26 protein-coding genes and 1 tRNA gene are annotated in these 26,954 nt (G+C 63.9%); 6 read left to right on the plus strand and 21 right to left on the minus strand.

All coding sequences use genetic code 11. The features are described 5' to 3' along the window. Together A3736_RS11605 and A3736_RS17685 are read right to left on the minus strand one after the other, a co-directional pair. A partial coding sequence (locus A3736_RS11605) for a hypothetical protein (protein WP_067683153.1) occupies positions 1–1,620 on the minus strand: 1,620 nt, incomplete at its 3' end. Then, positions 1,617–1,790, minus strand: a complete 174-nt coding sequence (locus tag A3736_RS17685) for a hypothetical protein (RefSeq protein ID WP_197465590.1) — start codon at positions 1,788–1,790, stop codon at positions 1,617–1,619. The genes A3736_RS11605 and A3736_RS17685, both read right to left, overlap by 4 nt. Positions 1,791–1,862: 72 nt before the next feature. Here A3736_RS17685 and A3736_RS11610 point away from each other — a divergent pair, with 72 nt between their 5' ends. Together A3736_RS11610 and aroB are read left to right on the plus strand one after the other, a co-directional pair. Further along, entirely contained in the window at positions 1,863–2,435 is a 573-nt protein-coding gene (locus tag A3736_RS11610) for a shikimate kinase (protein ID WP_067683155.1), read from the plus strand. Continuing rightward, positions 2,426–3,535: a 3-dehydroquinate synthase gene (gene aroB / locus A3736_RS11615; RefSeq protein WP_067683158.1), complete on the plus strand. Its 1,110-nt coding sequence runs from the start codon at positions 2,426–2,428 to the stop codon at positions 3,533–3,535. The genes A3736_RS11610 and aroB overlap by 10 nt, the downstream gene beginning before the upstream one ends. A 27-nt stretch (positions 3,536–3,562) precedes the next feature. Here the strand turns inward: aroB and A3736_RS11620 are convergent, their stop codons facing one another. From A3736_RS11620 to A3736_RS11655, 9 genes are read right to left on the minus strand one after another with little or no spacing between them, the layout of a single operon-like run. After that, positions 3,563–3,934, minus strand: a complete 372-nt coding sequence (locus tag A3736_RS11620; protein ID WP_067683161.1) for a tRNA-binding protein — start codon at positions 3,932–3,934, stop codon at positions 3,563–3,565. After that, entirely contained in the window at positions 3,935–5,956 is a 2,022-nt protein-coding gene (locus A3736_RS11625; RefSeq protein WP_067683165.1) for an acetyl/propionyl/methylcrotonyl-CoA carboxylase subunit alpha, read from the minus strand. It abuts the gene before it with no gap. A 2-nt stretch (positions 5,957–5,958) separates the two neighbouring features. After that, positions 5,959–6,981: a biotin synthase BioB gene (gene bioB / locus A3736_RS11630; protein ID WP_067683166.1), complete on the minus strand. Its 1,023-nt coding sequence runs from the start codon at positions 6,979–6,981 to the stop codon at positions 5,959–5,961. Then, positions 6,978–7,214, minus strand: a complete 237-nt coding sequence (locus A3736_RS17155) for a hypothetical protein (RefSeq protein ID WP_156502105.1) — start codon at positions 7,212–7,214, stop codon at positions 6,978–6,980. The genes bioB and A3736_RS17155 overlap by 4 nt, the downstream gene beginning before the upstream one ends. After that, positions 7,211–9,367, minus strand: a complete 2,157-nt coding sequence (scpA, locus tag A3736_RS11635; protein ID WP_067683167.1) for a methylmalonyl-CoA mutase — start codon at positions 9,365–9,367, stop codon at positions 7,211–7,213. Before scpA ends, A3736_RS17155 begins: the two co-directional genes overlap by 4 nt. Before the next feature lies 1 nt (position 9,368). Then, positions 9,369–9,806 carry a methylmalonyl-CoA epimerase gene (gene mce, locus A3736_RS11640; RefSeq protein WP_067683169.1) on the minus strand — a complete coding sequence of 146 codons (438 nt, stop codon included), beginning with the start codon at positions 9,804–9,806 and terminating at the stop codon, positions 9,369–9,371. Next, positions 9,803–10,489 carry a haloacid dehalogenase type II gene (locus tag A3736_RS11645; RefSeq protein WP_067683171.1) on the minus strand — a complete coding sequence of 229 codons (687 nt, stop codon included), beginning with the start codon at positions 10,487–10,489 and terminating at the stop codon, positions 9,803–9,805. The genes mce and A3736_RS11645 overlap by 4 nt, the downstream gene beginning before the upstream one ends. Next, positions 10,486–12,018, minus strand: coding sequence for an acyl-CoA carboxylase subunit beta (locus tag A3736_RS11650; protein WP_067683173.1), 1,533 nt, complete (start codon positions 12,016–12,018; stop codon positions 10,486–10,488). Before A3736_RS11650 ends, A3736_RS11645 begins: the two co-directional genes overlap by 4 nt. A gap of 57 nt (positions 12,019–12,075) precedes the next feature. After that, complete coding sequence (locus tag A3736_RS11655) at positions 12,076–12,825, minus strand: TlyA family RNA methyltransferase (RefSeq protein WP_067683175.1); 750 nt, start codon at positions 12,823–12,825, stop codon at positions 12,076–12,078. Positions 12,826–12,875: 50 nt separating this feature from the next. On the opposite strand from A3736_RS11655, the gene A3736_RS17690 reads away from it, so the two are divergent. Both A3736_RS17690 and A3736_RS11665 read left to right on the plus strand, forming a co-directional pair. Continuing rightward, the gene (locus A3736_RS17690) at positions 12,876–13,481 is read left to right on the plus strand and encodes a hypothetical protein (RefSeq protein ID WP_067683178.1); all 606 of its coding nucleotides are present in this window, start codon (positions 12,876–12,878) and stop codon (positions 13,479–13,481) included. A 437-nt stretch (positions 13,482–13,918) separates the two neighbouring features. Then, complete coding sequence (locus A3736_RS11665; RefSeq protein WP_067683180.1) at positions 13,919–14,998, plus strand: branched-chain amino acid aminotransferase; 1,080 nt, start codon at positions 13,919–13,921, stop codon at positions 14,996–14,998. Here the strand turns inward: A3736_RS11665 and A3736_RS11670 are convergent. The 7 genes from A3736_RS11670 to A3736_RS11700 all read right to left on the minus strand — a co-directional run bounded on the left by A3736_RS11670 (position 14,995) and on the right by A3736_RS11700 (position 23,100). After that, positions 14,995–16,077 carry an NAD(P)/FAD-dependent oxidoreductase gene (locus A3736_RS11670; RefSeq protein WP_369815446.1) on the minus strand — a complete coding sequence of 361 codons (1,083 nt, stop codon included), beginning with the start codon at positions 16,075–16,077 and terminating at the stop codon, positions 14,995–14,997. The genes A3736_RS11665 and A3736_RS11670 overlap by 4 nt on opposite strands. Next, positions 16,056–16,742, minus strand: a complete 687-nt coding sequence (locus A3736_RS11675; protein WP_067683183.1) for a methyltransferase domain-containing protein — start codon at positions 16,740–16,742, stop codon at positions 16,056–16,058. Before A3736_RS11675 ends, A3736_RS11670 begins: the two co-directional genes overlap by 22 nt. Continuing rightward, positions 16,735–17,784, minus strand: a complete 1,050-nt coding sequence (locus A3736_RS11680) for a type III polyketide synthase (RefSeq protein WP_067683184.1) — start codon at positions 17,782–17,784, stop codon at positions 16,735–16,737. The genes A3736_RS11675 and A3736_RS11680 overlap by 8 nt, the downstream gene beginning before the upstream one ends. 78 nt (positions 17,785–17,862) lie before the next feature. Beyond that, on the minus strand, positions 17,863–18,750 hold the full coding sequence (locus tag A3736_RS11685; RefSeq protein WP_067683186.1) for a DMT family transporter: 888 nt from the start codon (positions 18,748–18,750) through the stop codon (positions 17,863–17,865). Between the two features lie 3 nt (positions 18,751–18,753). Continuing rightward, positions 18,754–20,826 (minus strand): NAD(+) synthase, encoded by a 2,073-nt coding sequence (locus tag A3736_RS11690; RefSeq protein ID WP_067683187.1) that lies wholly within the window; start codon positions 20,824–20,826, stop codon positions 18,754–18,756. 117 nt (positions 20,827–20,943) lie between these two features. After that, positions 20,944–21,957: a sensor histidine kinase gene (locus A3736_RS11695; protein ID WP_067683188.1), complete on the minus strand. Its 1,014-nt coding sequence runs from the start codon at positions 21,955–21,957 to the stop codon at positions 20,944–20,946. Positions 21,958–22,089: 132 nt separating this feature from the next. Further along, positions 22,090–23,100: a DNA topoisomerase IB gene (locus tag A3736_RS11700; RefSeq protein WP_067683190.1), complete on the minus strand. Its 1,011-nt coding sequence runs from the start codon at positions 23,098–23,100 to the stop codon at positions 22,090–22,092. Between the two features lie 113 nt (positions 23,101–23,213). On the opposite strand from A3736_RS11700, the gene yghU reads away from it, so the two are divergent. Continuing rightward, positions 23,214–24,065 (plus strand): glutathione-dependent disulfide-bond oxidoreductase, encoded by an 852-nt coding sequence (gene yghU / locus A3736_RS11705; RefSeq protein WP_067683192.1) that lies wholly within the window; start codon positions 23,214–23,216, stop codon positions 24,063–24,065. A gap of 47 nt (positions 24,066–24,112) precedes the next feature. Then, a tRNA-Gln gene (locus A3736_RS11710) sits at positions 24,113–24,187 on the plus strand. A 309-nt stretch (positions 24,188–24,496) separates the two neighbouring features. Here A3736_RS11710 and A3736_RS11715 read toward each other — a convergent pair. The 3 genes from A3736_RS11715 to A3736_RS11725 are packed head-to-tail and all read right to left on the minus strand — an operon-like array spanning position 24,497 to position 26,775. Further along, the gene (locus tag A3736_RS11715; RefSeq protein WP_067683194.1) at positions 24,497–24,751 is read right to left on the minus strand and encodes a DUF2061 domain-containing protein; all 255 of its coding nucleotides are present in this window, start codon (positions 24,749–24,751) and stop codon (positions 24,497–24,499) included. Between the two features lie 26 nt (positions 24,752–24,777). Further along, positions 24,778–25,794 (minus strand): ferritin-like domain-containing protein, encoded by a 1,017-nt coding sequence (locus A3736_RS11720; protein ID WP_067683195.1) that lies wholly within the window; start codon positions 25,792–25,794, stop codon positions 24,778–24,780. 21 nt (positions 25,795–25,815) lie between these two features. After that, positions 25,816–26,775, minus strand: coding sequence for a ferritin-like domain-containing protein (locus A3736_RS11725; protein WP_067683198.1), 960 nt, complete (start codon positions 26,773–26,775; stop codon positions 25,816–25,818). Between the last annotated feature and the right edge of the window lie 179 nt (positions 26,776–26,954).

Raw genomic sequence — 26,954 nt, forward strand, 5'->3', positions numbered from 1 at the left:
AAACTCCTCGCTGTAATCCGCAGTATCGCCCGCATCGATCCGGCCCAGCCCGGCGAGCCCGGCCACCAGCAGGCGCGATTTCGCCTGCCGTGTGCTGCCGTCTCCATCGAAGAAGTCGGACAGGTCGCCTCCGCTCACCGTCCCTTCGAATTGGGGGACACCGGCAGCCAGAATACCCCAGGCGAGCGAGCCGCCATCCACCGCTCCGAGCCAGCGTTGGGCGTCGCGGTCGAGCCCGGCGGTCAGCATGGCCGTCACCAGGCCAGCCGCGTCGTCGGCAAAGGCTTCGTCGGAAGGCATGCGGGCCGCGGCATAGGCCGTGAGGACATAGCTGCCATAGGCATCGCCCTCGGGCGATCCGCTCCAGATATCGCGGATCGCGGCGAGACGGGCGGCGGGATCGTTGTCGACATAGGCCTGGCGCAGGCGCGCGGCTCTGGCAGCGGGTTCGCCTTCGAGGCCTTCGATCGCGTAGATCTGGGAATAAAGATCGATAATCGCGCGCGAGGACAGCACGCCCTGGCTGGCCGCAAACCCGGCGCTTTGTGCGCGTTGCGGCAGCGGGATCATCGGCGCAGTTGCCGCCGACAAGCGGTAATACGGGCCCATCGCGTCGCTCAGAGTTTCGGGAATCTCCTCGCCCACCGCATTCGCCAGAGCGAAGCGCAGCGGCGTCAACTCCTCCACCCCGTCCCATTCGATGGTGACGCCGCGCCTGCCATTGCCCGCCGCGCCGGCGAAACGCTGCGCCAACAGGGCATCGATGCGCGCGGCCGCCCCGCTATTGAGCAGGCGACGCAGATCGTTGCCGGCGCGCGTGCTTTCGCCTGCATAGGCGTTGCAGATACCCGCCAGCATCCGCCATTGCGGATCGTCGCGGTCGAATCGTCCGATCCTTACGACCGGGCAGGCGCCGACGATGTCCGCCGTGCCGATATAGGAGGCGAGCGCGGCATCGGTCAGTCCGGCAGTGTAATTGGCGGTGTCGACGTCCTGCACCAAAGCGCGCGCCGCCGCGTGTTCTCCCAGAGCATTAAGCGCCTGCGCACGAAGCGCCGCAAATTCGACCGGCTCCATCCCATCGGGCGCGGCCAGTCGGCTCGCGAGCACACGGCGCAGCAGAATATGGCCCCAGCGCGACACCACTGGCCCGTCCATCGCAGCAAGCGCCGCGCGGACCAGTCCGGCGGGCTGGCGAGCGAACGAGCCCGACGGTATGCCCCCCTCTTGGGAGGACAACACGCCGACCCGCTCTGTCGAGCGCTGCGCGGCGGCGGGAATATCGACGCTGGGCCGCAGGCCGAGCAATTGGTCAAGCTCGTCGGTCGAGAGGTTTTCGAGCTCGCGCAAGGTAGGGAGCCGATCGAGCTCGCTCGCGCTCGGCGCGGGGGCCGGCCTCGCTTGCGGGATCGGCTGAACGATCTCGCCCGATTGGGTCGCAGAGGAACTCGGCGCCGGACGCGGCGCGGGTGCCGGACTTGGCGCAGGCGTTGGGCCGGGCGTCGGTTGCTCGAAGCCGGGCGGAAGCAAATCCTCCGGCTGACCCTGTGCCAGCGCCAGCGTCGATCCGAGCGCGAGCGCCGCCAGCGCAGAGCCAGCGGCCCACCAGCCGCGCGTCATCGCGCCGTGTCCGATGCTGTGGGCGCGGAGCGTGCGGGCGGCGCGAAATCGGGCACGGGCACTGCCGTCTCGATCGGGCGCAGCGGTTCTTCCCCGCCATCGAACCATGCGAGGACGAGAACCGCCAGGAGAATGAGCGCGGCGACCATTCCGATCCGCTGTCCCTTCATTATCTATGCTTTGACCCATGCAAGACTTGCCATGCTTGCCTGCCCGATAGCCCATATCTAAGCCACGCTTCAATGACCCAGTCGCAATCATCGCCTTCTTCTCCCGCTTCCCCTGCCCGGATCGCCGCACGGCTCGATCGTCCGGTGGTGCTGGTCGGGCTGATGGGCGTCGGTAAAACGACGGTGGGGCGACGGCTCGCCGATGCGCTCGGTCGGTCCTTCGTCGATGTCGACCACGAGATCGAGCGCGCTGCCGACCGCTCGGTGTCCGAAATATTCGCCAGCCATGGCGAGGCGTATTTCCGCGAGGGGGAGCGCCGCGTGGTCGCGCGCCTGATGGGCGAGGCGCCCGGCGTGATCGCGACCGGGGGCGGCGCTTTCATCGATGCGGATACCCGCGCGCTGATCCTCGAAAAAGGCGTTGCGGTCTGGCTGGATTGCGACCTCGAAACGCTGGTGGAGCGCACCGCACGGCGCAACACGCGGCCCCTTCTGCGTGGCGGCGATCCGCATACGATTTTGGCCGAACTGAAAGAGCAGCGCAGCGACAGCTACGCACAGGCGCATATCCACATCGTGACCGATGACGGGCCGCATCACCGGACCGTGGGTCGCATTCTCGAGGCGATCGACGCATGGCTGTAATCCCGGTCGAACTGGCAGGCCGCAGCTACGAGGTCCGCGTCGGGCACGGCCTGGTGCACGACCTGTCGGAACATGCGGCACCCTTCCTGCGCAAGACGGACATACCCGTGGTGGCCGACCGCAATGCCCGCGAATTTTGGGGCGCGAGCGTGGAAAAGGCGCTCGGCGTGGGGGGCAAGACTGCGCGCTGGTACGATGTTGCGCCGGGCGAAGGTTCCAAGAGCTGGCGCGAACTGGAGCGGCTGACCGACTGGCTGCTCGAACAGGGTGTCGAGCGCGGCGATCACGTGGTGGCGCTGGGTGGCGGCGTCGTGGGCGATCTCACCGGCTTTGCCTGCGCCATCCTGAAACGCGGATGCGGCTTCATCCAGGTGCCGACCACCCTGCTGGCTCAGGTGGACAGTTCGGTAGGCGGTAAGACCGCAATCAACAGCGCGGCGGGTAAGAATCTCATCGGTGCCTTTCACCAACCCTCGCTGGTCCTCGCCGATCTGGCGACACTCGACACGCTGCCCGATCGCGAAATGCGCGCCGGTTACGCCGAGGTTCTGAAATACGGCGTCCTCGGCGATGCGGAATTCTTTGCTTGGCTGGAAGACAATGGCAGTGCGGTGCTGGCGCGCGATCCTGCGGCGCTGGAACAGGCAGTCGCGACCAGCGTCTCCGCCAAGGCCCGGATCGTGGCCGAAGACGAGCGCGAGACGACGGGCGCGCGCGCGCTTCTCAATCTCGGCCACACATTCGGGCATGCACTCGAAGCAGAAACGGGATTCTCCGACCGCTTGCTGCATGGCGAAGCGGTGGCCCTGGGAATGATCCTGGCCGCACGCTATTCGGCCCGGCGCGGACTTTTGAGCGAGGACGCGGCCCAGCGACTAACCCGCGCGGCGGACGCCGCCGGGCTGCCGTCCGAGATCGCCGCTTTGGGGATTGCCTGTTCGGGCCGCGATCTGGCCGACCACATGCTGCACGACAAGAAGATGGATGCGGGCACCCTGCCCTTCCTTTTGCTGCGCAGCATAGGTGCAGCATTTTTGACCAAGGATGTCGCGCTCGACGATGTGGCGCTTTTCCTCGACGAAGAATTGCAGGCGCATTAATCCGCGCGTCTTGATCGGCGTTCGCTTCTAGAAAAGCCGCGATCCATTGGGCACGGGCGTGTCGGGCGAAAACAGGACGACCTCGCCCCGCTCGTCCGCAAACCCGAGCGTCAGCACTTCCGACATTGCCGGGCCGATCTGGCGCGGCGGGAAATTGACAACCGCCGCGACCTGCCGCCCGACCAGTTCCTCGCGCGTGTAATTGGCGACGATCTGTGCGCTCGTTTTCCTGATCCCGATCGTCGGCCCGAAATCGATTTCGAGCCTGTAGGCTGGCTTGCGCGCTTCGGGAAAATCGTGCGCGGCCACCACGGTCCCCACGCGGATATCGGTCTTCAGAAACTCTTCGAATCGGGTTTCCTCCGCTGCGGGGGCCGCAGGGTCATGCGCCAGATGCATTTATTCCAGCTCCAGAATCACCGCGTCGACCGCTAGGCTTTCGCCCTCTTCGGCGTTGATCTTGGCGATGGTGCCTTCCTTCTCGGCGCGCAGGATGTTCTCCATCTTCATCGCCTCGACGGTGGCCAGCGGCTGGCCCGGCTGGACCTCCTCGCCTTCCTCGACATGCAGCTTCACCAACAGGCCGGGCATCGGACAGATCAGCATCTTCGAAAGGTCCGGCGGGATCTTCTCGATCATATGATCGGCCAGATGCGCGATCCGGGTCTGAAGGATCCGCACCGTATGCTTCGCCCCCCGCGTGGTGATGGCATAGCCGGTGCGCGTCGGTTCGAGCTGGAGCGTCAGAGCCTGATCGTCCAGTTCGACTTCCACCATCCGCTCGCCCGGCGTGTACTCCATCTGGAGCGCGACCGGCGCATCGTCGACGGTGATCGCTTCTTCCTCCAGCGTGACGCGATAATCGGTATCGCCCAAGCGCACGGTCCAGTCGCCCGGCGCATAGAGATCGTCCGAAAGCTGGCCTTCGATCCGGCGTGCGCGATCGGCATCGGCGGTGGCGATCACGCCCGCCACGGCGGCGAGGCCGCGCTTCAGATCGTCCGACACGGCAGCGCCTTCGAACCCTTCGGGATATTCCTCGGCGATGAAGCCGGTGGTCAGTTCGCCCGAGCGGAAGCGCGGATGCTGCATGATGGCGCTGAGGAAATCGACATTGTGGCCGAGGCCTTCGATCCGAAACGCATCGAGCGCCTGGACCTGCAAATCCGCCGCCTCGTCACGCGTTTCCCCCCAGGTCACCAGCTTGGCGATCATGGGATCGTAGAACATAGAAACCTCGCCGCCTTCATAGACGCCGTCGTCCACACGCACGCCATCCACACCGCGCCTGCCGTTCGCGCTTCCATCGTCGGTCCAGCCCTTAAGCGGCGGATCGTAGCGCACCAAGCGACCGATACTGGGCAGGAAGCCGCGATAGGGATCTTCGGCATAGACGCGGTTCTCGATCGACCAGCCGTCGATCCCGATATCGTCCTGCGTCATTTCGAGCTTTTCGCCCGCCGCGACGCGGATCATCTGCTCGACGAGGTCGATGCCGGTGATCGCTTCGGTCACGGGATGTTCGACCTGGAGGCGGGTGTTCATTTCGAGGAAGTAGAAGCTCTCTCCCGTCTCGTCCGCGCCGCTCACGATAAGTTCGACCGTGCCCGCCGAATGGTAATCCACCGCGCGGGCCAGAGCCACACACTGCTCGCCCATCGCCTTGCGCATCTTGGGCGTGACGAAGGGGGACGGCGCTTCTTCGACCACCTTCTGGTGGCGGCGCTGGATCGAGCATTCGCGCTCGTTGAGGTAGAGAATGGTGCCGTGCTTATCGCCCAAAATCTGGATCTCGATATGGCGCGGGTCTTCGATGAATTTCTCGATGAAGACGCGATCGTCGCCAAAGCTGTTCAGGCCCTCGCGCTGTGTCGCTTCGAAGCCGTCCTTCACGTCCTGATCATTCCAGGCGAGTCGCATGCCCTTGCCGCCGCCGCCAGCGCTGGCCTTCATCATGACCGGATACCCGATCTTGTTGGCCCATGTTAGCGCATCCTCGGTGCTTTCGATTGCGCCTTCGGAGCCGGGCACGGTGTTCACGCCCGCATCGCGCGCCAGCTTCTTCGATTCGATCTTGTCGCCCATCGCCGCGATGGCATTGGCGGGCGGACCGATGAAGGCGATGCTCTCCTTCGCCAAGGCTTCCACGAAGCTCGCTCGCTCGGACAGGAATCCGTAGCCCGGATGCACCGCCTCGGCCCCGGTCTGTTTGCAGGCGGCGATGATCTTGTCGGCCAGCAGATAGCTCTCGGCGGCAGGTGCCGGGCCGATGTGAACCGCCTCGTCGGCCATTTCCACGAACGGCGCACGCGCATCGGCATCGGAATAGACCGCGACGGTCTGGATGCCCATGCGGCGCGCAGTCTTGATGACCCGGCAAGCGATCTCGCCGCGATTGGCGATGAGGATTTTTTTGAACATGATTACTCCGCCGGTTCCATGGTTTCGCCGGTGCGCTTGCAGGATCGCATTGGTTCGTCCTGCACCAGCGGCGTCAGCCCCAGCTTTGCGAACAGCGCGCCGTCGCTGTCGTCGCCCGCATTGGGTGCGGTCAGCAGCTTGTCGCCGGTGAAGATCGAGTTCGCGCCCGCTAGAAAGCATAGCGCCTGCGTCGCTTCGGACATGCTCTCGCGCCCGGCGGAGAGCCGCACCATGCTCATCGGCATGGCGATGCGCGCGACCGCGACGGTGCGGACGAATTCGATATCGTCGATCTTGGCGAGCGGGGTGTCGGCCAGCATATCGCCCAGCACCGTGCCCTTGACCGGGACCAGCGCATTGACTGGCACGCTTTCGGGATGCCGCTCCAGGGTGGCGAGCGTGTGGACGAAGCCGACGCGATCCTCGCGGGTTTCGCCCATGCCGACGATCCCGCCGCTGCACACATTGATGCCCGCATCGCGCACGTTCTGGAGGGTGTCGAGCCGGTCCTGATACTTGCGAGTCGAGATCACGCGCTCGTAATATTCCGGCCCGGTGTCGACATTGTGGTTGTAGTAATCGAGGCCCGCATCCTTCAGCATATCCGCCTGTTTCGGCGTCAGCATGCCGAGCGTCATGCAGGTCTCCAGCCCCATGGCGCGCACGCCCTTCACGATCTCGACGATCGCGGGCATGTCGCGGTCCTTGGGATTGCGCCATGCCGCGCCCATACAGAAGCGCTGACTGCCCGCATCCTTCGCCTGCGCGGCGGATTGCAGCACGCGCTGCACATCCATCAACTTTGTCGCTTCGACGCCGCTGTCAGCCTTCACCGACTGCGAGCAATAGCCGCAATCTTCCGGGCACCCGCCGGTCTTGATCGAGAGCAGCGTGCAGAGCTGCACCTGTTCGGGCGGATGAAACTCGCGGTGGACCGTGGCCGCACGAAACAGCAGCTCGGTGAAGGGAAGGTCGAAGAGGTCCGCGATTTCCTCGCGGGTCCAGTCGGTGCGGGTTTGGGTCAATCTTTGTCTCGCATAAAGAATCTGGTCAGAAGAAGGCCACCCAGAAAGAAGCCGATCGGCACGCCGAAGACCATCACTGCTCTGGCGAATTCCGAGGGACAATCATTGCCTTCGGGACAATCGCCTATGGCCCCAGCAATTGCAAAGCCAGCAGATACGACGAAAGCGATTACGGCATAAAGTGCACACCCCAACTTCTGAGCGACGGTCAGTCGCTGATCGCTAAAACTCACTCCGCCGCCTCGTCCAGATCTTCACCGGCCGGCGGCATGTTGTGGCCGAGCAGGCGCAGCACATCCGCCGCGCATTCGACCACATTGCTGCCCGGCCCGTAAATGCCCTGCACTCCGGCATCGCGCAGGAAGTCGTAATCCTTCTGCGGGATCACGCCACCGGCAATCACCTTGATGTCGGGGCGTCCGGCCTCCTTCAGCAGCCCGATCAGTTCTGGAATGAGCGTCTTGTGGCCTGCCGCAAGGCTGCTCGCGCCGATGGCATCGACGTTTTCGGCAAGCGCCATGTCGCGGGTTTCCTGCGGCGTCTGGAAAAGCGGGCCGCTGAGCACTTCGAAGCCCATATCCGCAAAAGCGCTGGCGATTACGTTCGCCCCGCGATCGTGGCCGTCCTGCCCCATCTTGGCGACCATCAGCTTGGGCTTGTGGCCTAGCCTGCGCTCCACCGCCTTCACACCCTCGACCACCTGGGCATAGCGATCGTCGTCCGCATAGGCTTCGGCATAGACCCCCTTCACCGGCGTCGGCAGCGTGTCGTAACGCCCGAAAGCATCCTCCATCGCCTCGCTGATTTCACCAAGCGTCGCATCGTGCCGGGCCGCTTCCACGGCGAGGGCGAGGAGATTGCCCTCTTTCTGCGCGGCGCCCCGCGCCAGCGCATCGAGCGCGGCCTTGCAGGCAAAATCGTCGCGGGCTGCGCGCACATCCTCGAGCCGGGCGATCTGGCTGCGGCGCACGGCGTGGTTGTCGACATCGAGCGTGTCGATCTCGTCTTCCTCGTCGCGCCGGTACTTGTTGACGCCCACGATCACCGTCTCGCCGCGATCGACGCTCGCTTGCTTGGCGGCGGCGGCGCGTTCGATCTGCGCCTTGGGCTCGCCGCTGGCGACGTATTTGGTCATGCCGCCCGCCGCCTCGACCTCGTCGAGCATGGCCTTGGCCTTTTCGACCAATTCGGCGGTTAGGCTTTCGATATAATACGATCCGCCGAGCGGATCGGCGACATTGGTCAGGCCCGCTTCGTGCTGCAGCACCAGCTGCGTGTTGCGCGCGATCCGGGCGCTGAAATCGGTCGGCAGCGCGATCGCTTCGTCCAGCGCATTGGTGTGGAGCGATTGCGTGCCGCCCAGCACCGCCGCCATCGCCTCGATCGTGGTGCGGATGACGTTGTTGTAAGGGTCTTGCTCCTGCAAGGAAACGCCACTGGTCTGGCAATGCGTTCGCAGCATCTTCGACTTGTCGCTCTTCGCGCCCAGATCCGACATCACGTCGTGCCACAATTGGCGGCCCGCGCGCATCTTGGCGATCTCCATGAAGAAATTCATGCCGATGCCCCAGAAGAAGGACAGGCGCGGCGCGAAGGCATCGATATCGAGGCCCGCTTCCATCGCGCGCTTGGCGTATTCCTTGCCATCCGCGATGGTGAAGGCGAGTTCCTGCACCGCCGTCGCCCCGGCCTCGTGCATGTGATAGCCCGAAATCGAGATGCTGTTGAATTTCGGCATGTTGGCCGAGGTATAGGCGATAATGTCCGAAACGATCCGCATGCTCGGCTCGGGCGGATAGATATAGGTGTTGCGGACCATGAACTCCTTGAGGATGTCGTTCTGGATGGTCCCGGCCAGCTTGTCCTGGCTGACGCCCTGCCGCTCCGCCGCGACGATATAGAACGCCAGCACGGGGATCACCGCGCCGTTCATGGTCATCGACACGCTCATGCTTTCGAGCGGGATCTGGTCGAACAGGATTTCCATGTCGCGCACGGTGTCGATCGCGACGCCCGCCTTGCCGACATCGCCGACCACGCGCGGGTGATCGCTGTCGTATCCGCGATGGGTCGCGAGATCGAAGGCGACCGACAGGCCCTTCTGCCCGGCGGCGAGATTGCGGCGATAGAAAGCGTTGGATTCCTCGGCAGTGGAGAAGCCCGCATATTGCCGGATCGTCCACGGACGCCCGGTATACATCGAGGCATAGGGGCCGCGCGTGAACGGCGCGATGCCGGGCACGCCGGGGGCGAGATTCTGCGTATCCTCACTCGTGTAGAGCGGTTTGACGTCGATCCCCTCGGCAGTGTGCCAGGTCAGATCGCGGCCCTTCACTTCCTTGTCGGCGAGGGCTTTCCAGTCGGAAAAAGTGGGTTTGTCGGTCATCTCAATGCGCCTCTTTCGGCGTTTCCATGATTTCGGTCAGCTGGCCCATCATGTCCTTGGGGTGGAGGAAGAAGATCGGCGTCCCATGCGCGCCGATCCGCGTCGGGCCGAGGATACGCTTGCCCTTCCCTTCGAACCATTCCCGCGCCGCTGCGATATCGGGCACTTCGTAGCAGACGTGATGCTGACCACCGAGCGGGTTCTTCTCCATGAAGGTCCTGAGCGTCGATTGTTCGCCCAGCGGCTCGATCAGCTCGATCTGCGTGCCTTCGGTCCCGTCATGGCCGGGCGTGTCGACGAAGCAGACCTTCACGCCCTGCTCGGGCAGATCGAAAGGCTCGCCGATACGGGTCGCGCCCATCGTGTCGCGGTAATAGGCGACGCTGTCCGCGATCGAAGGCGTGGCGACGCCGATGTGATTGAGACGGCCCAGTTTCATACGCTTTGCCTCGCTTCGAGAATATGCCGCGCCAGATCTTCGATATCGTCCACCACGAACTCCGCTTCGTCGGCCAGCGGATACCACGCCTTGCCGGGCCGGGCGACGAAGGCGGTCTGCCAACCTGCTGCTTGTGCACCGATCAGGTCCCAAGGGTGACAGGCGACCATTAGCGCGCGATCGGCAGAGGCTCCCGTCTCGGACAGACCATACTCGTAACAGCGCCGGTCGGGCTTGTAGCCACCTGACGGTTGGACGCTCAGCGCGTGATCGAAAAATTCTCCGATGCCCGCTTTTTCCAGCCGTTCCTGCAGACCGTCGCCGCCGGAATTGGTCAGAGCGACCAAAGAAAATCCTGCGTCCTTGAGACGCGACAATCCCGCCGGAACATCGCGATACGCTTCGGACTGTCCGAGCCCGTCCGAAACGATCGCCTTCGCGTCGTCCAAAGCGATCGAACCGCCGTTTTCGGCCACCTGCATCGCAAGCACCGCCGCCGCTATATCGGCGAATTCAGACGCTTCACCCGCCAGAGTTTCGGCCAGCGAATACTCGATCAGGCCGTTGAACCAGCGATCCGCCTGCCCTTCACCGCCACCGAGTCGCTCGGCCACGGCAGAGCGCAGGGGCGCGATATCGATCAGCGTTTCGTTGACGTCGAAAAAGATGTGCGAAGGCGTCACAGCGGAATGTTATCGTGCTTCTTCCAGGGGTTTTCGAGCTGCTTGCCGCGCAGCTTGCGCAGCCCCAGCGCGATCCGGCGGCGGGTTGCGTGGGGGTGGATCACCTCATCGATATACCCGCGCGAGGCGGCCACGAAGGGATTGGCGAAGCGGTCTTCGTATTCCTTCGTTTTCTCGGCGATCTTTTCGGGATTGTCGCGGTCCTGGCGGAAGATGATCTCCACCGCGCCCTTGGCGCCCATCACGGCGATTTCGGCGGTGGGCCAGGCGTAATTGAGGTCGCCGCGCAAATGCTTTGAACTCATCACGTCGTACGCGCCGCCATAGGCCTTGCGCGTGATCACGGTGATCTTGGGCACGGTCGCCTCGGCATAGGCGAAAAGCAGCTTCGCGCCGTGCTTGATGATGCCGTTATGCTCCTGTGAAGTACCGGGCAGGAAGCCGGGCACGTCCACGAAGGTCAGGATCGGAATGTCGAAGGCATCGCAGAAGCGCACGAAACGCGCGGCCTTCTTCGATGAATTGATGTCGAGAACACCCGCCAGCACCATCGGCTGGTTCGCGACCACGCCCACCGTGCGCCCTTCCACCCGGCCGAATCCGCACAGGATATTCGCCGCATGGGCAGGCTGGATTTCGAAGAATTCGCCTTCGTCCAGCGTCTTACGGATGACTTCGTGCATGTCGTAAGGCTGATTGGCATTGTCGGGGATGATGGTGTCGAGGCTGGGCTCCTCACGGTCCCACGGATCGCTGGTCGGGCGCTCGGGCACGTCCTCGCGGTTGGACAGCGGCAGGAAATCGACGAAATTGCGCGTCGCGAGCAGAGTCTCGATGTCGTTCTCGAACGCCACGTCGGCCACGCTGGTCTTGGTCGTGTGCGTCACCGCGCCACCCAGTTCCTCCTGCGTCACGACCTCGTTCGTCACCGTCTTCACCACGTCCGGGCCGGTCACGAACATGTAGCTGGAATCCTTCACCATGAAGATGAAGTCGGTCATCGCTGGCGAATAGACCGCCCCGCCCGCGCACGGCCCCATGATGAGGCTGATCTGCGGCACCACGCCGCTCGCCAGCACGTTGCGCTGAAACACTTCGGCATAACCGCCCAGCGATGCGACGCCTTCCTGAATGCGCGCGCCGCCCGAATCATTGAGGCCGATCACGGGCGCGCCGACCTTCAGCGCCATATCCATCACCTTGCAGATCTTTTCCGCATGGCGTTTCGACAGCGATCCGCCGAACACGGTGAAATCCTGGCTGAACACGAACACCAGCCGCCCGTTGATCGTGCCCGATCCGGTGACCACCCCGTCGCCCGGAATGCGCTGCTCCTCCATGCCGAAATCGATGCAATCGTGTTCGACATAGGTGTCGAGCTCTTCGAAGCTGCCTTCATCCAGCAGCACGTCCAACCGCTCGCGCGCGGTCAGCTTGCCCTTGGCATGCTGCGCGTCGATGCGCTTCTGCCCGCCACCCATATAGGCGGCGGCGCGGCGACGTTTCATTTCGGCGATGTTGGCGGACATGCTCTCTTCCCGTGAAATCTTCTTGCCCAAGCGCCTAGAGCGCAGAGCGCCGCAGCGTCAATTGCCGCTGTCGTTTCTTGCGGCGGCGATCAGGAATTCGACATTGCCTTCGGGGCCGGTGATCGGGCTTTCCACGATCCCGTCAACCGCGAAGCCCAGCCCTTCGACCCATGCGCGCACCTCGCTACAGACGCGGGCGTGAAGGGCCGGATCGCTGACGACGCCTTTCTTGCCCACTTCCTCGCGCCCGACCTCGAATTGCGGCTTGATCAGCGCGACGAGCTGGCAATCGGGTGCCGCCAGTTCGAGCGGGCGTTCCAGCACCTTGGCAAGGCCGATGAAGCTCGCATCGCAGACCACCCAATCGCAGGGGCGATCGATCATTTCGGGCGTCAGGATGCGCGCGCTGGTCTGTTCGAGCACGGTGACGCGATCGTCCTGCCGCAATTTCCAGGCGAGTTGATTGGTCCCGCTATCCACCGCGAAGACATGCGCCGCGCCCTTCTGTAACAGCACGTCGGTAAAGCCGCCGGTCGAACTGCCGATATCCATCGCGGTCACGCCCGCCGGATCGAGCCCGAAATGGTCGATTGCGTGCGCCAGCTTGATGCCGCCGCGCGAGACCCAGGGATGGTCGCGCCCGCGCACGTCGAGCGGGGTGTCGGCGGCGATCTGCTGGCCGGGTTTCTCCAGCTTGCGCTCGCCCGAAAACACCAGCCCCGCCATCACCAGCGCCTGCGCCCGCGAGCGGCTTTCGACGAGGCCGCGATCGACGAGCATCTGATCGAGGCGCTGTTTCCTGCTCATATTCTCCGGTCCTGCTTGGAAACATGCCGCCTAGCGCGCATTGAGTAGGGATGGAACCGATCGCTCGCCACAACAGCCGCCCTCCCTTCGCCTCGTCGCTCGCCTATGCGGGCGCGGCGCTCGCTCTAACTTTCGGGATCGCGGCCTGCGTGCCCGCTCCCGATTCGACGCCCGCTCCCACGCCGACGCCGACTCCCGTTTCGCGCGCGCCTGCACCCGCACCTGCGCCGGCGCCGGCGCCCACCTACGACAATTGGATGGATGCGCCGCAGACGCAGGGGGATTGGGCTTACAACGATCTCGGCTTCGGCACGCAGGCGCTTTTTTCAGACGGCCCGACCATGAAGCTTGTCATGCAGTGTCTGGTCGACGACCCCGCTTCTGAGACGAAGCGCATTGCCATTGGCCGCCCCGGCAACTTCTCCGAGGCGACCCAGTTTCGGATCGCGACGGAAACGACCTCAAGATCTTTGCCCGCTCGCGCATTCAAATTCGGGCCGACCTCCGGTGCCGCGGTGTTCCTGAACGCGAACGATCCGCTGCTCGATGCCATGGCGCTCACCAAGGGACGTTTTGCAGTCGAGACGACCGGCCACCCCACGCTCTATTTGCCCGCCTGGGCCGAAGTCACGCGCGTGATCGAGGATTGCCGCTGAACCAGCGGGAACCGCCGATACTGACGTGGGAAAAGTTTAATTCAAGCCTTGAATTGGTTCCTCCTACGCATGACAAAGGGGGCAGGATCGGCGGCGAACGCAGATCCGGTGGCCCCGTGAAACGGGCTTCTAGCTCACTAGCGCGAAAGGAGGTGATCCGATGTCTCATGGTTCAGTAGCGAGGTCGGTGAAGATCCCTACGGAGCATACTCGGTAAGACACTTGCCAAGTAAGGCGACGTGAGCGGCACTTCCGGCCGCTGACCATGCGAAGGGCGGTACCTCCTACGGGCGAGGGCCGCCCTTCACATTTCTGCTATCCTTGCGGCTGTTCCGGCCCGGTGACCGTAGGAGAGGGAAACTCTCCCAGCCGGAACATCTCTACCGTTTCCCGCCCACGCTCTTGCCCTTTTTCGGCGCGCGGATTACCCGCCGGACATGGATTTCAAGCACATTCCCCACCCCGCTCCGGTCCCCGGCGAAACCCGTGCCGAGGCGATCGCCGATCCCGGTTTCGGCAAGATCTTCACCGATCACATGGTGGTGATCGATTACGACGCCGACAAAGGCGGTTGGCACAGCGCGAAGCTGTGCGCGCGCGAGCCGATCGCGCTCGATCCGGCGGCGGCGGTGCTTCACTACGCCCAGGAAATCTTCGAAGGGATGAAGGCCTATCACCATCCCGATGGATCGCTCGGCCTGTTCCGGCCCGAGCAGAACGCCCGGCGCTTCAACGCCAGCGCCCGCCGCATGGCGATGCCCGAACTGCCCGAAGAGCTGTTCCTCGACAGCATAAAGCGCCTTGTCGGCGTGGATGGCGGTTGGACTCCCACGATCGATGGCGGCGCCCTCTATCTGCGCCCCTTCATGTTCGCGAGCGAGGCTTTCCTCGGCGTGCGGCCTGCGCGGCAGTACAAATATATTCTCATCGCCTCGCCCGTGGGCGGCTATTTCAAGGGCGGGGCCAAGCCGGTCAAGATCTGGGTCAGCCGCAACTATACCCGCGCCGCGCCGGGCGGCACCGGTGCCGCCAAAACGGGCGGCAATTACGCCGCCAGCTTGGTCCCGCAGTCCGAAGGCATCGAGAACGGCTGCGATCAGGTCGTCTTCCTCGACGCGGTCGAAAAGAAGTGGATCGAGGAGCTGGGCGGCATGAACCTGTTCTTCGTCTTCGACGACGGGACGGTGATAACGCCTCCGCTGACCGGCACCATCCTGCCCGGCATCACCCGCGACAGCCTGGTACACTTGCTGCGCGAGGAAGGGCTCAACGTGCGCGAAGAGCCTTACAGTATCGACCAATGGCGCGCCGATGCGGTGAAGGGCAATCTGATCGAGACCATGGCCTGCGGGACCGCGGCGGTGGTGACCCCGGTCGGCTCCGTCGTCGGCCCGGATGGCGAATTCTCGATCGGCTCGGGCGGCACCGGCCAGATCACGCACAAGCTGCGCGAAAAGCTCGTCGGCATCCAGACCGGCGCGGTGGCCGATCCCAACAATTGGGTGGTGAAGCTCTAGATCCGGCTGGCGCGCATCGCCATCGTGGCGAGCGCGGGCAGCATGGCGGCAGCACTCAGACCGAATTTCGCCAACGCAGGCGTTTCCGCCGCCTTCCAGATCGCTTCGGCAATCGTAACCGGGCGAGCCGCGCGGCGCGAAAATTCGCGCTGCCAATCGGTGGCGCCTTTCCCTTCAAGATAGGCTTGGGCCGCCGACTGCCCGCTGGCGATGGCGATCCCCATCCCCTCGCCCGCGAGCGAAGGAATCACTGCCGCCTGATCGCCGAGGCGATAGAGGCCCGGATCGGTGCCGTCCGCGATCCAGCCATAGGGGACCGATCCGATCGTATCGATGACGGGGTTGTCCGGTGCATACCGCCAGCGTTCCGCAAAGGCGGGATGCCGCTCCGCCAAAGCGTTCAGGAGGTCCAGAGGGCCGCCTTCGCGCGCCAGACGCGATTTGCGCAACGCCAGACAGACATTCGCCGATCCGTCCTCCTGCAAGACGATCCCGGCATAAGCGCCATCGAAAAGATGCAGTTCGATCGCATCGCCGATCAGGCTCGCAAAGTCCGGATGGCCGGGCAGGCGCACACGGAGGCCGAGCGCGGGGTCCGCCGCCTCTCGCGGCCGGCTCTCACCGCGCACATCATGCTTGCCGGTGGCAAGGAAGATCGCGTCCGACTGCCATTCCCGTCGCTCGCCTTCGATCATGCCGGGCACGAGCGAGCGGGCACGGTCGATTTCGAGCCGCGCGCCGACGGCAAGCGCCCGGGCGCGCAATCCCGTGTCGAGAGCGTGGCGTGAAAGGCCCCACGCCGCATCGGGCAAGCGGGCCTGCGCGCTGCGATCGCCCGCGAACAGGGCCAGCCGTTCGACCCGATGCGCGCCCAGCCCTTCCGCATCGACACCCAGCGCACGCAGATTGGCGACTGTCTGCCAGCTCATGAAACCGCCGCACAGCGCATCGCCGACGCTCGCATCGCGGTCGATCAGAATCGGCGCGCGTCCCGCCTCGGCAAGCACGATCGCTGCCGCACAGCCCGCCGGACCCGCGCCGAGGATCAGCGGGGGGCTCAGCGGATCTTCCCGACACAGAGGCGAAAGGGAAAGACTGGTTCGACCTCAGCGCCCTTCACCCCAGCCGAAGCCAGCAGCGGCATCCACTCCTCTTTTCGGTAAGACCGCGCGATCGAGAGGCGTCCGTCGTGTCGCACGATCCGATGCCAGTTCATCAGCCGCGCAAGAAGCGGATAGCCGAGCCAGGCGAAGCGGCTGCGCCTGAGATCGTTGACGAACCAGCCCGCCCGCGCTTCGTGGTCCATGAAGCGCAGGAATGCGACGAGCTGCTCGCGCGTCATGTGATGGGCCACGAGGCTGGAGACGACGCAATCCCATCCCTCGCCCGCCAGATCGGCGTAATCGCCGGTGCGGTACTCGATCGGGATGGTTCCGGGCGTACGCTCCCGCGCCGCAGCCACGCTGCGGGCATTGAGATCGATGCCGACGAGTTCGGCCATGATCCCGCGCCTGTCGGCCCATTTCGCGATCGCGCGCAGCATGTCGCCATCCCCGAAGCCGACATCGAGCAGGCGAAAGCGGTCTCTTTTACCGACAGCCCGCTCCAGAAAATTCAGCGTCGGCCGCCGCGCCAGCGTGATCGTATTGACCTGCGCCAGATCGTGGAGAACTTCCGTATAGGTCGCCGCATCCAACGCAGGATCGTCCATCAGCTCGTCCTGCGTGGCGCGGGCCTCAAGCATCGGACCAGCCGAAGCGGAAGCCCTCCATCGCAAGGCCCGGCCCGAAGGCGAGCGCCACGCCCTTTTTCGGCTTTTCGCGGATCAGCCGGGCGAGCACGAACATCAGGGTCGACGAAGACATGTTCCCGCAATTGCGCAACACCTCGCGCGATGCGTCGAGCGCGCCGGGCGCAAGAGAAAAGCCCTTTTCCACCGCATCGAGGATGCTTCGCCCCCCGGCATGGACGGCCCACGCGTCGAACGCCTCCATTTCAGCCCCGCCCAGCACGCGGTCTCGAACGTCCGGGTCGGCCAGCGCGGCGACGATGCGGCCTGGAACCTCGCCCGATAGACACATGTTGAACCCGGTATCGCCGATATGCCAGGTGATGAGGTCTTCGCTGTCGGGAAGCGCGGCGGAGATGCCCTCGCTGAGCCGAAGCCCTTCTCCTTGCGAGCTGACAATTGCTGCGGCGGCTCCATCGCCGAATTGGGCGCCCATCAGCAGCGGCTCGATATCCATCCGCTCCTGGTGATGCAGCGTCGACAATTCCACCGTGACGACAAGCACCCGCGCGCTTTCCTGCGAGCGCGTGATGTGCCGCGCGGTGCGCAGCGCGGTGACGGCGGCATAGCACCCCATAAAACCGATCAGGACGCGCTCGATATCGTCGGCCAGCCCCAAGCGACGCGCGATGATCTGGTCGATCCCCGGCGCGACGAAACCGGTGCAACTGGCGACCACGAGATGCGTGATGTCGCCAAGCTCGCCCAGCCCGTCGATCGCCTTCAACGCCAGCTTCGGCGCTTCTTCGGCATAGATCGCCATGCGCTCTGCCGTGCCCGGTGCCTGCGCGCCGCCGTAAAGGCCGACGCCTTCTTCAAGCTTGGCGTCTTCCGCCGTCAGCACGGACCAGCGATGTTCGATCCCCGATCGGTCGGCCATGCGTTCGTACAGGCGCGCCTCGCGCGTACCATCCAACCGGCGCATCGCCCAGCGGCGATAATCGGCTTCGAAATCGAGATCGGGAACCGCGGTGGCGATCCGGTTAATGGCGGTCATTCGGATCCTGGGTGAAAATGGCAGTGTTCTGTCAACGCGATGAAGCAAAAAGTGTGCCCGGGCAAACCGATCCCGCGCCTAGAGCCGCGAACGCACCAGCAGGCGTCGCGTGAAGGTGGTGCTGGGGCGGATGACCAGAATGGCCACTCCGGTCACGGCGATGCCCCCGCCGATCAGCAGCGGCCAGCCCACGCGGTCTCCCGTAAGCCAGGCGCCAAGCCCCACGGTCATCAGTGGATGCAACAGCGTGAAGGGGACGACCAGATTGGCGTCATGCGCCTTGAGCGCGCTGAAATAGATCGTGTGGGCATAGACCGAAACGATCAGCCCGGCGAAAATCAGGCACCCGATCACGGCGAGGGGATCGGCCAGGATCGGGGCGACGAAATTGTCTTCGGTGACCAAGGCGAGCGGCATCAGCACTGTGAAGGATGCCAGCGCCGACCACGCCTGCAATTGCCTGCCGCCAACTTCTATCCGCTTGACGAAGACCGAGCCCAACGCCCCGACGAGGCAGGAGACGAGGATCCAGGCGACCCCTCCCGAACTCTCCCAGCCGGATGGGGAGGCGATTGCGATCACCACGCCGATCACGGCGAGAGCGATACCGATCCCGCGACGCCAGCGGACTTTTTCACCTAACAGGACGATAGCCAGTAGCACGGTCATCGGCGCGCCCGACAGACCGACGATACCGGCCTCCGATGGACTAGCCGTTTCGAGACCGAGAGCGAACAGGGCGAAACTGCCGCCACCGATCGAAAGGCCCACCAGCGCAGTGCGTAGCCAATCCTTGGGAAGCGGACGCAACAGGGGCGCGAGCACGACAATCGTGACCAGCGCGCGCAACGCGGCATAGAACAATGGGGGCAGCCCCAGATCCTCGACCGCCAGCTTGCTGACGATCACATTCAGGGCCCAAGCGAGATTGGCGAGGACCAGAAGAAATACCGTTCTTGCGGGCACGGGTCAGTCGCTCTTGTCTTCGGGAAGTCCCTCGTGCAGTTCGGCGAGCCAGACATCGGCCACCGCATCGCTCGGCGCGCGCCAATCGCCGCGCGGGCTCAAGGCGCCGCCGGAACTGACCTTGGGGCCGTTGGGCAGCGCGCTGCGCTTGAACTGGCTGAACGCGAAGAAACGGCGGATGAACTTTTCCAGCCATCCCGCAATCGTGTCCAAATCGTATTCGTTCTTGCGCTCTTCGGGGAAACCGGCAGGCCACACGCCGCCACGCGCATCGTGCCAGGCGTGCCAGGCCAGAAACGCCACATGGCTCGGCTTCTGGCCCCAGCGTAGGATGTGGTGGAGGAAGAAGTCGTTCAGCTCGTAGGGGCCGATCTTGCTCTCGGTACTCTGGATCGCGCCGTCCTCGCCCGCAGGTACGAGTTCGGGCGAGATCTCGGTATCGAGGATGGAGAGGAGCACGCCGTCCGTCTCCTCGTCGAACTGTCCGGTCGTGGTGGTCCAGCGGATCAGATACTGGATCAAGGTCTTGGGGACGCCCGCATTGACGTTGTAATGGCTCATCTGGTCGCCGACGCCGTAAGTGCACCAGCCCAGCGCCAGTTCGGACAGGTCGCCTGTGCCGATCACCCAGCCCCCATGCTGCCCGGCCAGGCGGAACAGATAATCCGTGCGCAGGCCCGCCTGCACGTTCTCGAACGTGACGTCGTAGACCGGCTCGCCATCGGCGAAGGCATGGCCGATATTTTCCAGCATCAGCCGCGCGGTCGGCTTGATATCGATCTCTTCGGCGGTGACGCCGATCGCTTCCATCAGCTTCCAGGCGTTCGATCGGGTTCCTTCGGAGGTGCCGAAACCGGGCATGGTATAGCCGCGGATGGTACTGCGCGGCAGGCTGAGCGTGTCGCAGGCGCGCGCCGCCACCAGCAGCGCATGCGTGCTGTCGAGCCCGCCCGAAATGCCGATGACCAGCGATTGGGGATTAGTCGCTTCGATCCGGCGGACGAGGGCCGAAACCTGAATGTTGAACGCCTCGTAACAATCCTCGTCCAGCTTGCCCTGCCGGTTGGGCACGAAGGGGAAGCGGCGGATCGGACGATCGAGGCCGATGTCTCCGCCCGCCGGTTCGTGATCGAAGGCGATGGTGCGATACCAGTCTTCGGGCCGGCCGGCGGCTTCGGCGGCGTCGTTGAAGGTCTGCATCCGCATCCGTTCGTTGAGGATGCGCTGGCAATCGATATCGGCGACGCACAATTCCGGCTCGCGGTCGAAGCGAACGCTTTCCACCATCAGTTCGCCGAGTTCGTAGATCATCCCCTGCCCATCCCAGGCGAGGTCCGTGGTGCTCTCGCCATGCCCGCTCGCCGAATAGGCGTAGGCACAGACCGAGCGCGCGGAACTGGCGCGGCTGAGCAAATGGCGCTCGTCCGATTTGCCGATGACGATATTGGACGCGGAGAGGTTGAGGACGAGCGTCGCGCCCGCCAGCGCCGCCATGGTTCCGGGTTGGGTCGGAGACCAGAAATCCTCGCAGATCTCCATGCCGAAAACGAAACCGGGGATGGTCGGATGCGCGAAGAGAAGATCGGTCCCGAACGGAACCTCCTCTCCGCCGGCGCGGATGGTGAGGCCGATGCAATCGCGGCCATGCGCGAACCAGCGCTTCTCGTAATATTCCCGGTAATTGGGCAGAAAGCTCTTGGGCACCACGCCGAGCACTTTGCCGCGACAGATCGCGAGCGCACAATTGTAGATGCGGCCATTGCGCCGCAGCGGCGCGCCGATCACGAGCACTGTCGGAATGTCGCGGCTTGCCTTCGTTATGGCCGCGATTTCGGCGTCGACCGCGTCGAGCAGCGCGTTCTGCAGGTGAAGATCGTCGAGCGCGTAGGAAGACAGGCACAGTTCGGGATAGAGCAACACATCGACATGACGGGCCGCCGCGCGCTTTGCCTCGTCGAGAATACCGCGCGCATTATAGGCGACGTCCGCCGTTCGTACTTGCGGCGTGCTGGTCGCCACTCGCACGAAACCGTGAGTGTGCAGGTCGAAAAAGGCGTGGCTGGTGCTGTCGGCCATGTGTGTCGGCATCTCCGTGCGGTGGAAGCCGGTCAGCGCGTCGGCGCAATCCGGCGCCGGTTCGGAAGGGAAAGTCCGGCCCGCGTCTGTCGATGGCGGTAACCGCTTAGAGGCCGATTAGGCAACCGCTTCGCGAAGTGCGTTCATTTCGGTTCGGAATCCACCCAGCGTCGGGCCGGCGCTGTGGCGCGCACCGGCCTGTGCCGAAAAGGCCTGAAGAAGATTCGAACCCAATCCACCGCCTTTCGACGGTTCGCCTTCGATCCCGACGCCATTGTCATCGATCGTCAACCGCCAGCCTTCGGGCCGGTGCTGGAAGAACACGCCGATTTTGCCGGGCCGTTCGTCGGGGAAGGCGTATTTCAAACTGTTGGAGATCGCCTCGTTGAGATAGAGGCCGATCGCGACGGCAGTCTCTCTCGACAATTGGACAGCGTCTATTTCGCGAAAAAGCGAAACGTGATCGGGCACAGCAGCCCGCTCGATCCGATCGAGCAATTGGTCGAGATAAGGCCTCATATCGACATCCTCCCCATCGGAATGTTCGATAGAGAGGCTCGAATAGGCGTCCGCAAAGGTGCGCACGCGACCGGCGGCATCGTCCAGCATCGGATGCAGAGCCGTATCGCTGACCCGCCGCTTCTGGATTTCCAGCAGGCTGGCGACGAGCGCGAAATTGTTCTTGGTGCGATGTTCGAGTTCGGCGAGTTGCGCGAGCCGTCGGTCCGCTGACTGCCTGATTTCCTCGACCGTGCTACGCGCGACGCGGCGAAACGCTTCGGCAAAGATCAGCACGATAAGAGCGGCGATCGCGTTGATAACGACGCGCGCCGGGTCCGAAGCCTCGGTAAAAAGAAACGATCCCTGTGCGGGCAGAACGAAATACCAAGCCCACAGGAACGTCACGACGAAGGCAATCACACCCGCGCGCCAATGCCCATACAGGGTGGCAAGAAGAACCGTCGGATAGATGAGCGCAAAAGGCCCGGACACGGGAGCGAACAGATCGACCGCAGCGCGGACACCGATCATCGCAGCCGCGCATACTGCGCCGAACACGATCTGGGCTGCAATCTGCCCCGGTCGGGTGACGAACTGCCTGCTAACGTCGAATTGCGCTAGTCTCTGCATGACCCCACCCCGGACGGAAACCGATCCCGCAGGCTGCCAAATCCCGCGACAGTCGCGCGATAGCACACCCCGCGATTACGACAGCATATACCGATCGGTCTGAAAACTCAATCGTTTTGGCAGATAGCTACGTCAGCCGCGCGAAGCGGCGAGCAGTTCGTGGGCGCCGGGGCTGTCCTTGATCAGCTCGGCCAGGCCGCGCTCTTCGCGGGTCAACCATTTTGTCGCGCGCGGCAATTTGAGATCGGCGCGCCATTCTTGCTGGCGATCGACGAGGTCGATCACGGCGGGATGGATATAGCTCTTGCGCGTGACGGCAGGCGTATTGCCCAGTTTGCTGGCCACGCAGTCCAGCAATTCCTTGATCGGAACGCGGCCCTCTCCGTTCAGAAGGCATTCGTAGCCCATGACGCTGGCATGCCAGGTGCGAAAATTCTTGGCCGTAAAACGCTCACCCATCGTTTCGGAAAGGTATTCGTTGACGTCGCTGGACCCTACCGCCTGCACGTCGCCATCGTCGTCGACATATTTGAAGATATGCTGGCCGGGCAGATCCTGCATGTTGCGGACCATGCGCGACAGGCTGCTGTCGGAAAGGACGACCTCCTGCAGCTTGCCCGCCTTGCCCTTGTATCTGAGGCGCAGTGTCTTGCCCGTCAGTTCGGCATGGCGGCGGCGCAGCGTCGTGGCGCCGAAGCTCTTATTGTTCTGCGCGTAGCCTTCGTTACCCACGCGGATCGCGCCCAGATCGAGCAAGCGCACGACGCTCGCCACGGAGCGATCCCACGTGATCTTGCGGCCGCGCAAGTCTTGTTCGACCCGCTTGCGCACCAGCGGCAGAAGCCCACCGAAGACGAGACAATTGTCGAACTTCTCCCCTTCGCGCCGGGCGCGGAATTCGGGGTGATAGCGATATTGCTTGCGCCCCTTGGCATCAATCCCGGTGGCGAGAATATGGCCGTTCGATGCGGGACAGAACCATGCATCGTTATAGGCGGGGGGCAGCGCGATCGCGTTCAACCGTCGCTTCTCCTGCGCATCGCGGATCAGCGTTCCGTCGGGATCGTAATAGGCCCAGCCCCTGCCCGCACCCTTGCGGGTTATGCCGGGTAGATCGTCGTCGACGTAGATAAGCTTGGTCATGGTGCGTGCCCGATGGTTGCACCTGCTGGACGCTCCAGCTGTGTCGCGGTTCCACTTGCGCTCGCTCCGCCAGCACCCCAGCTTGCCGGGACTTCCCCAACAGGAGACCGATCTTGGCCGACCCCACCTATACCCCGCCCGCCGTATGGACCAACGATACCGAGAACGGCGGAAAATTCGCCAGCATCAACAAACCCACCGCCGGTGCGCGAGAAGACAGGGAATTGCCGGTCGGCAATCACGATCTTCAGCTCTATTCGCTCGCCACGCCCAACGGCGTGAAGGCATCGATCATGCTCGAAGAGCTGCTCGAGGCAGGCCATAAAGGTGCGGAATACGATGCCTGGACCATCGACATTTCCAGCGGCGCCCAGTTCGGCTCTGGCTTCGTCGCCGTCAATCCGAACTCCAAGATCCCCGCCCTGCTCGACCGTAGCGGAGCAGAGCCGGTTCGCGTGTTCGAAAGCGGCGCGATCCTGATGTATCTGGCGGAAAAGTTCGGCGCCTTCCTGCCGACCGATGGCTCGCGCCCGGAGGTTCTGAGCTGGCTGTTCTGGCAGATCGGCAGCGCGCCTTTCATCGGCGGCGGCTTCGGACATTTCTACGCCTATGCGCCCGAGAAGTACGAATATCCGATCAACCGTTATGCGATGGAGACCAAGCGCCTCTTCGACGTGGCGGACCGCCGCCTTGCCGAAAGCGAATATCTTGGCGGCGACGACTACACCGTGGCCGACATCGCCGCATTTCCCTGGATGGCCCCCTTCGTGGAAGGCACGATCTATAACGACGCGAAGACTTTCCTCTCGATCCACGAATACGAAAACGTCGCGCGCTGGGCGAAAACGATCGCCGAGCGCCCTGCCGTGCGCCGCGGCCGTATCGTCACCAAGGTGTGGGGCGATGACGACACGCAATTGCGCGAACGCCACTCCGCCGAAGATTTCGACGGCAAAGCCATCTGAGAGGCCCTTCACATCCGTGCGCGAACCGCTATAGGAGCGCCCACTGCTGGGGTGTAGCCAAGTGGTAAGGCACCGGTTTTTGGTACCGGCATTCGCAGGTTCGATCCCTGCCACCCCAGCCACTCCCGCAGGAAGATGCGGCCCTTGTCCGAACTGACTGCCTCAGCAGCCGACTAACGCTAGCGTGCAAGGGCCATCATGGCTCGAAGCGAGCGAGTCTTCGGTCGGAATTCTAGGACGGATCATCGCGGCATCACGCGAGCGATCTCGCCGGGCTTTGTGAAAGCGGGCCGCACTACCGAAGGCGCTTCGAACTTTCGCATGAAGAGTGATGCCCGGCGGCATCTGTCGGCTGGATTTACGCCGAAGCCGCGCACGGCGCTATCCGACCTGCGGTGGCAGATCGGATAGCCTCGCCATCGGTTTTCGTCTCAGTCGGCGCGTCGCAGTTCGACGGATTCGGAGGCGTTCGCCACCTTTCCCCTGCCCGATCCGTTCCACGCCCGATCGTGGAAATAGAAGGCGACGGTCTGCACCAGCGGCTCGACAATGCCGATGGCCAGTGCCGCCTTCCAGCTTCGGGTCAGCAGATACGCGACCGTGATCGCCACCATGAAGTGCATCAGAGCATAGCTGCCGGTCTTGTAGCAGGTGATCCTGAAGCAGCTCGCATGGGAATGGGCCATGGGTCTACGTTTCCTTGACTCGTGCCTCAGCTCGAAGCGGCGCTCATCCTGAGGTTGCCGTTCACTCCGTTCGGGAAGAACCCGCCGCCGGTCGTCGACATGGCCGTAAGATAGGCGATGTTAAGAACCTGGCCGGTCGTCCGGCTGAAGACGATCGCGTTATTATCGGTCGGGACGATGTTCGTGCCTTCGCCGAATTGCGTGCTGCGCGGACGCAAACCCTGGTCGAGATCGGTCGAGCCGTCGAGACTGTCGCGAGCGTTCGAGATCGCCTCGCTCGCATCGATCAGGGCAGGCGCCTGCAGGCCCTTGCGATAGAGCACCGTGCGCACGAGACCAGCATGATAGGCTTCCGCTGCGAGGATGCCCGCAGCCGCTTCGAGGAAGGTCTTGTTGCTGATCAGCGGCGATGCGCCCTTATAGGCGGTCACCCCGACATCCTCGAAGATATACGCCGCGAGCAGGAAGTTGTTGTCGTTCGCGTAAGGATCGAAGCTCTGGTTCGGGCCGACCAGGCCAGCGGCGCGCGCAGCGGACGAGAAAGCGCCGTTAGGCGAACTTCCGATGTCGATCGCGGGCTGTGCCACGGCCGCTCCACCCAGCGCACTGCGCAGGAACGCGACGTGAGCGCGCTCGTCCGAGGCGATTTCTCGAGCGTATTGTGCCACCAGCGGGTCGGTGAAATTCACCTGGCGCCCACCGGTCACCTGACCGCGAGTACCGGTTCCGTCGAGCAGGTTGCTTGCCAATCCGGACCCGATCGCAGCGTAGGAATAGAACTGGGCTTCCAGATATTCCAGATTCAGCGCGAAGTTCAGAACGTCCGCATCGGTCAAAGCCGATGGCGGCGTCGGTGTGGGTGTCGGCGTGGGCGTCGGCCCGGGCGGCGTCCCACCGATGGGATTGTTGTTGTCGTCCCCGCCGCAGGCCGCCAGCGAGAACGCTGCGGTGCTGGCTCCGGCGAAATGCAGGAAGCGGCGGCGCTCGATGCGGCGATCGGTTCCGGCCTGCAGAACCTCAAGGATGATATCGCGATCTTTCATGCTCTTATCCTCTCGGTTTCGTTAGTTCGCCGCGCTCATGCGCAGGGTGCCGTTGACGCCGTTGGGGAAGAAGCCCCCGCCGGTGACGGCCATATTGTTGAGATAGACGATGTTGAGCACCTGTCCGGCGGAACGGCTGTAAGCGAGGCCGTTCTCGTCGAGCGGCGCGATGTTGCTCGCCGTGCCGCCGAATGTCCGGCTGGTCGTCAGGCCCTGGTCGAGGTCGCTCGACCCGTCGAGGCTGTCCCGCGCATTGGAAATCGCGATCGAAGCGTCGATCAAAGACGGCGCCTGCATCCCCTTGGCGTAGAGCGTCGTGCGCACCAGGCTGGCATGGTAGGCTTCGACTGCCAGGATACCCGCCGCCGCTTCGAGGAACGTCTTGTTGCTGATGAGGGGCGATGCGCCCTTGTAGGCCGTCACGCCGACATCTTCGAAGATATAGGCGGCGAGAAGGAAGTTCTCGTCGCTGGCATAGGGATCGAACGACTGGCCCGGGCCGATCAGACCGGCGGCACGCGCCGCAGTCGAGAAGGCACCATTCGGACTGGCGCTGATGTCGATCGCCGGCTGAGCGACGGCTGCGCTGCCGAGCGCACCGCGAAGGAATGCCACGTGGGCCTGCTCGTCCGCCGCGATCTCGCGGGCATAAGCGGCCACCGCCGGATCGGTGAAGTTGACGCGGCGTCCGCCGGTCGCCTGTCCGCGCGTTCCGGTACCGGAAAGGAGGCTTTCCGGCAGGCCGGCCCCGCTGGCCGCATAGACGTAGAACTGCGCTTCGAGATATTCGAGGTTGAGCGCGAAATTCAGGATATCGCCGTCCGACACGCTCTGCGCGGCGACGGGACTGGACTTGTTGGCGAGGACGAACCCGCCGGCTGCTGCCGAAGCGGCGGCGAAGCCACGGAACATGTCGCGCCGGTTGGTCCTGCGTCCCTCCCGCGCCTCGAAGGCCTCAATAATCTGCTGATCGTCTGCCATCGGATACTCCTCGAGACTCGCTCTTGCTGAACGGGCAGAAAGGTAACCGGGATGGCCGGGCGTACAGCGCTGCGTACGGCAACGTACAAAAAAGTGGCGTCAAACGGGCGAAACTTAAAAGAGTTTATCTCCAGCGGCGACATTGTTCGGTACATCTTTGCTGACGCTACGATAAAAAC

It is taken from the genome of Erythrobacter sp. HI0063 (assembly GCF_001635685.1).
Lineage (GTDB): Bacteria > Pseudomonadota > Alphaproteobacteria > Sphingomonadales > Sphingomonadaceae > Qipengyuania.

What these genes read in the sequence shown, in the direction of transcription:
- A3736_RS17685 (WP_197465590.1), bottom strand. Translation starts at nt 1,790, where the DNA reads ATGAAGGGACAGCGGATCGGAATGGTCGCCGCGCTCATTCTCCTGGCG.
- A3736_RS11610 (WP_067683155.1), top strand. Translation starts at nt 1,863, where the DNA reads ATGACCCAGTCGCAATCATCGCCTTCTTCTCCCGCTTCCCCTGCCCGG.
- aroB (WP_067683158.1), top strand. Translation starts at nt 2,426, where the DNA reads ATGGCTGTAATCCCGGTCGAACTGGCAGGCCGCAGCTACGAGGTCCGC.
- A3736_RS11620 (WP_067683161.1), bottom strand. Translation starts at nt 3,934, where the DNA reads ATGCATCTGGCGCATGACCCTGCGGCCCCCGCAGCGGAGGAAACCCGA.
- A3736_RS11625 (WP_067683165.1), bottom strand. Translation starts at nt 5,956, where the DNA reads ATGTTCAAAAAAATCCTCATCGCCAATCGCGGCGAGATCGCTTGCCGG.
- scpA (WP_067683167.1), bottom strand. Translation starts at nt 9,367, where the DNA reads ATGACCGACAAACCCACTTTTTCCGACTGGAAAGCCCTCGCCGACAAG.
- mce (WP_067683169.1), bottom strand. Translation starts at nt 9,806, where the DNA reads ATGAAACTGGGCCGTCTCAATCACATCGGCGTCGCCACGCCTTCGATC.
- A3736_RS11650 (WP_067683173.1), bottom strand. Translation starts at nt 12,018, where the DNA reads ATGTCCGCCAACATCGCCGAAATGAAACGTCGCCGCGCCGCCGCCTAT.
- A3736_RS11655 (WP_067683175.1), bottom strand. Translation starts at nt 12,825, where the DNA reads ATGAGCAGGAAACAGCGCCTCGATCAGATGCTCGTCGATCGCGGCCTC.
- A3736_RS17690 (WP_067683178.1), top strand. Translation starts at nt 12,876, where the DNA reads ATGGAACCGATCGCTCGCCACAACAGCCGCCCTCCCTTCGCCTCGTCG.
- A3736_RS11665 (WP_067683180.1), top strand. Translation starts at nt 13,919, where the DNA reads ATGGATTTCAAGCACATTCCCCACCCCGCTCCGGTCCCCGGCGAAACC.
- A3736_RS11675 (WP_067683183.1), bottom strand. Translation starts at nt 16,742, where the DNA reads ATGCTTGAGGCCCGCGCCACGCAGGACGAGCTGATGGACGATCCTGCG.
- A3736_RS11680 (WP_067683184.1), bottom strand. Translation starts at nt 17,784, where the DNA reads ATGACCGCCATTAACCGGATCGCCACCGCGGTTCCCGATCTCGATTTC.
- A3736_RS11690 (WP_067683187.1), bottom strand. Translation starts at nt 20,826, where the DNA reads ATGGCCGACAGCACCAGCCACGCCTTTTTCGACCTGCACACTCACGGT.
- A3736_RS11695 (WP_067683188.1), bottom strand. Translation starts at nt 21,957, where the DNA reads ATGCAGAGACTAGCGCAATTCGACGTTAGCAGGCAGTTCGTCACCCGA.
- A3736_RS11700 (WP_067683190.1), bottom strand. Translation starts at nt 23,100, where the DNA reads ATGACCAAGCTTATCTACGTCGACGACGATCTACCCGGCATAACCCGC.
- A3736_RS11715 (WP_067683194.1), bottom strand. Translation starts at nt 24,751, where the DNA reads ATGGCCCATTCCCATGCGAGCTGCTTCAGGATCACCTGCTACAAGACC.
- A3736_RS11720 (WP_067683195.1), bottom strand. Translation starts at nt 25,794, where the DNA reads ATGAAAGATCGCGATATCATCCTTGAGGTTCTGCAGGCCGGAACCGAT.
- A3736_RS11725 (WP_067683198.1), bottom strand. Translation starts at nt 26,775, where the DNA reads ATGGCAGACGATCAGCAGATTATTGAGGCCTTCGAGGCGCGGGAGGGA.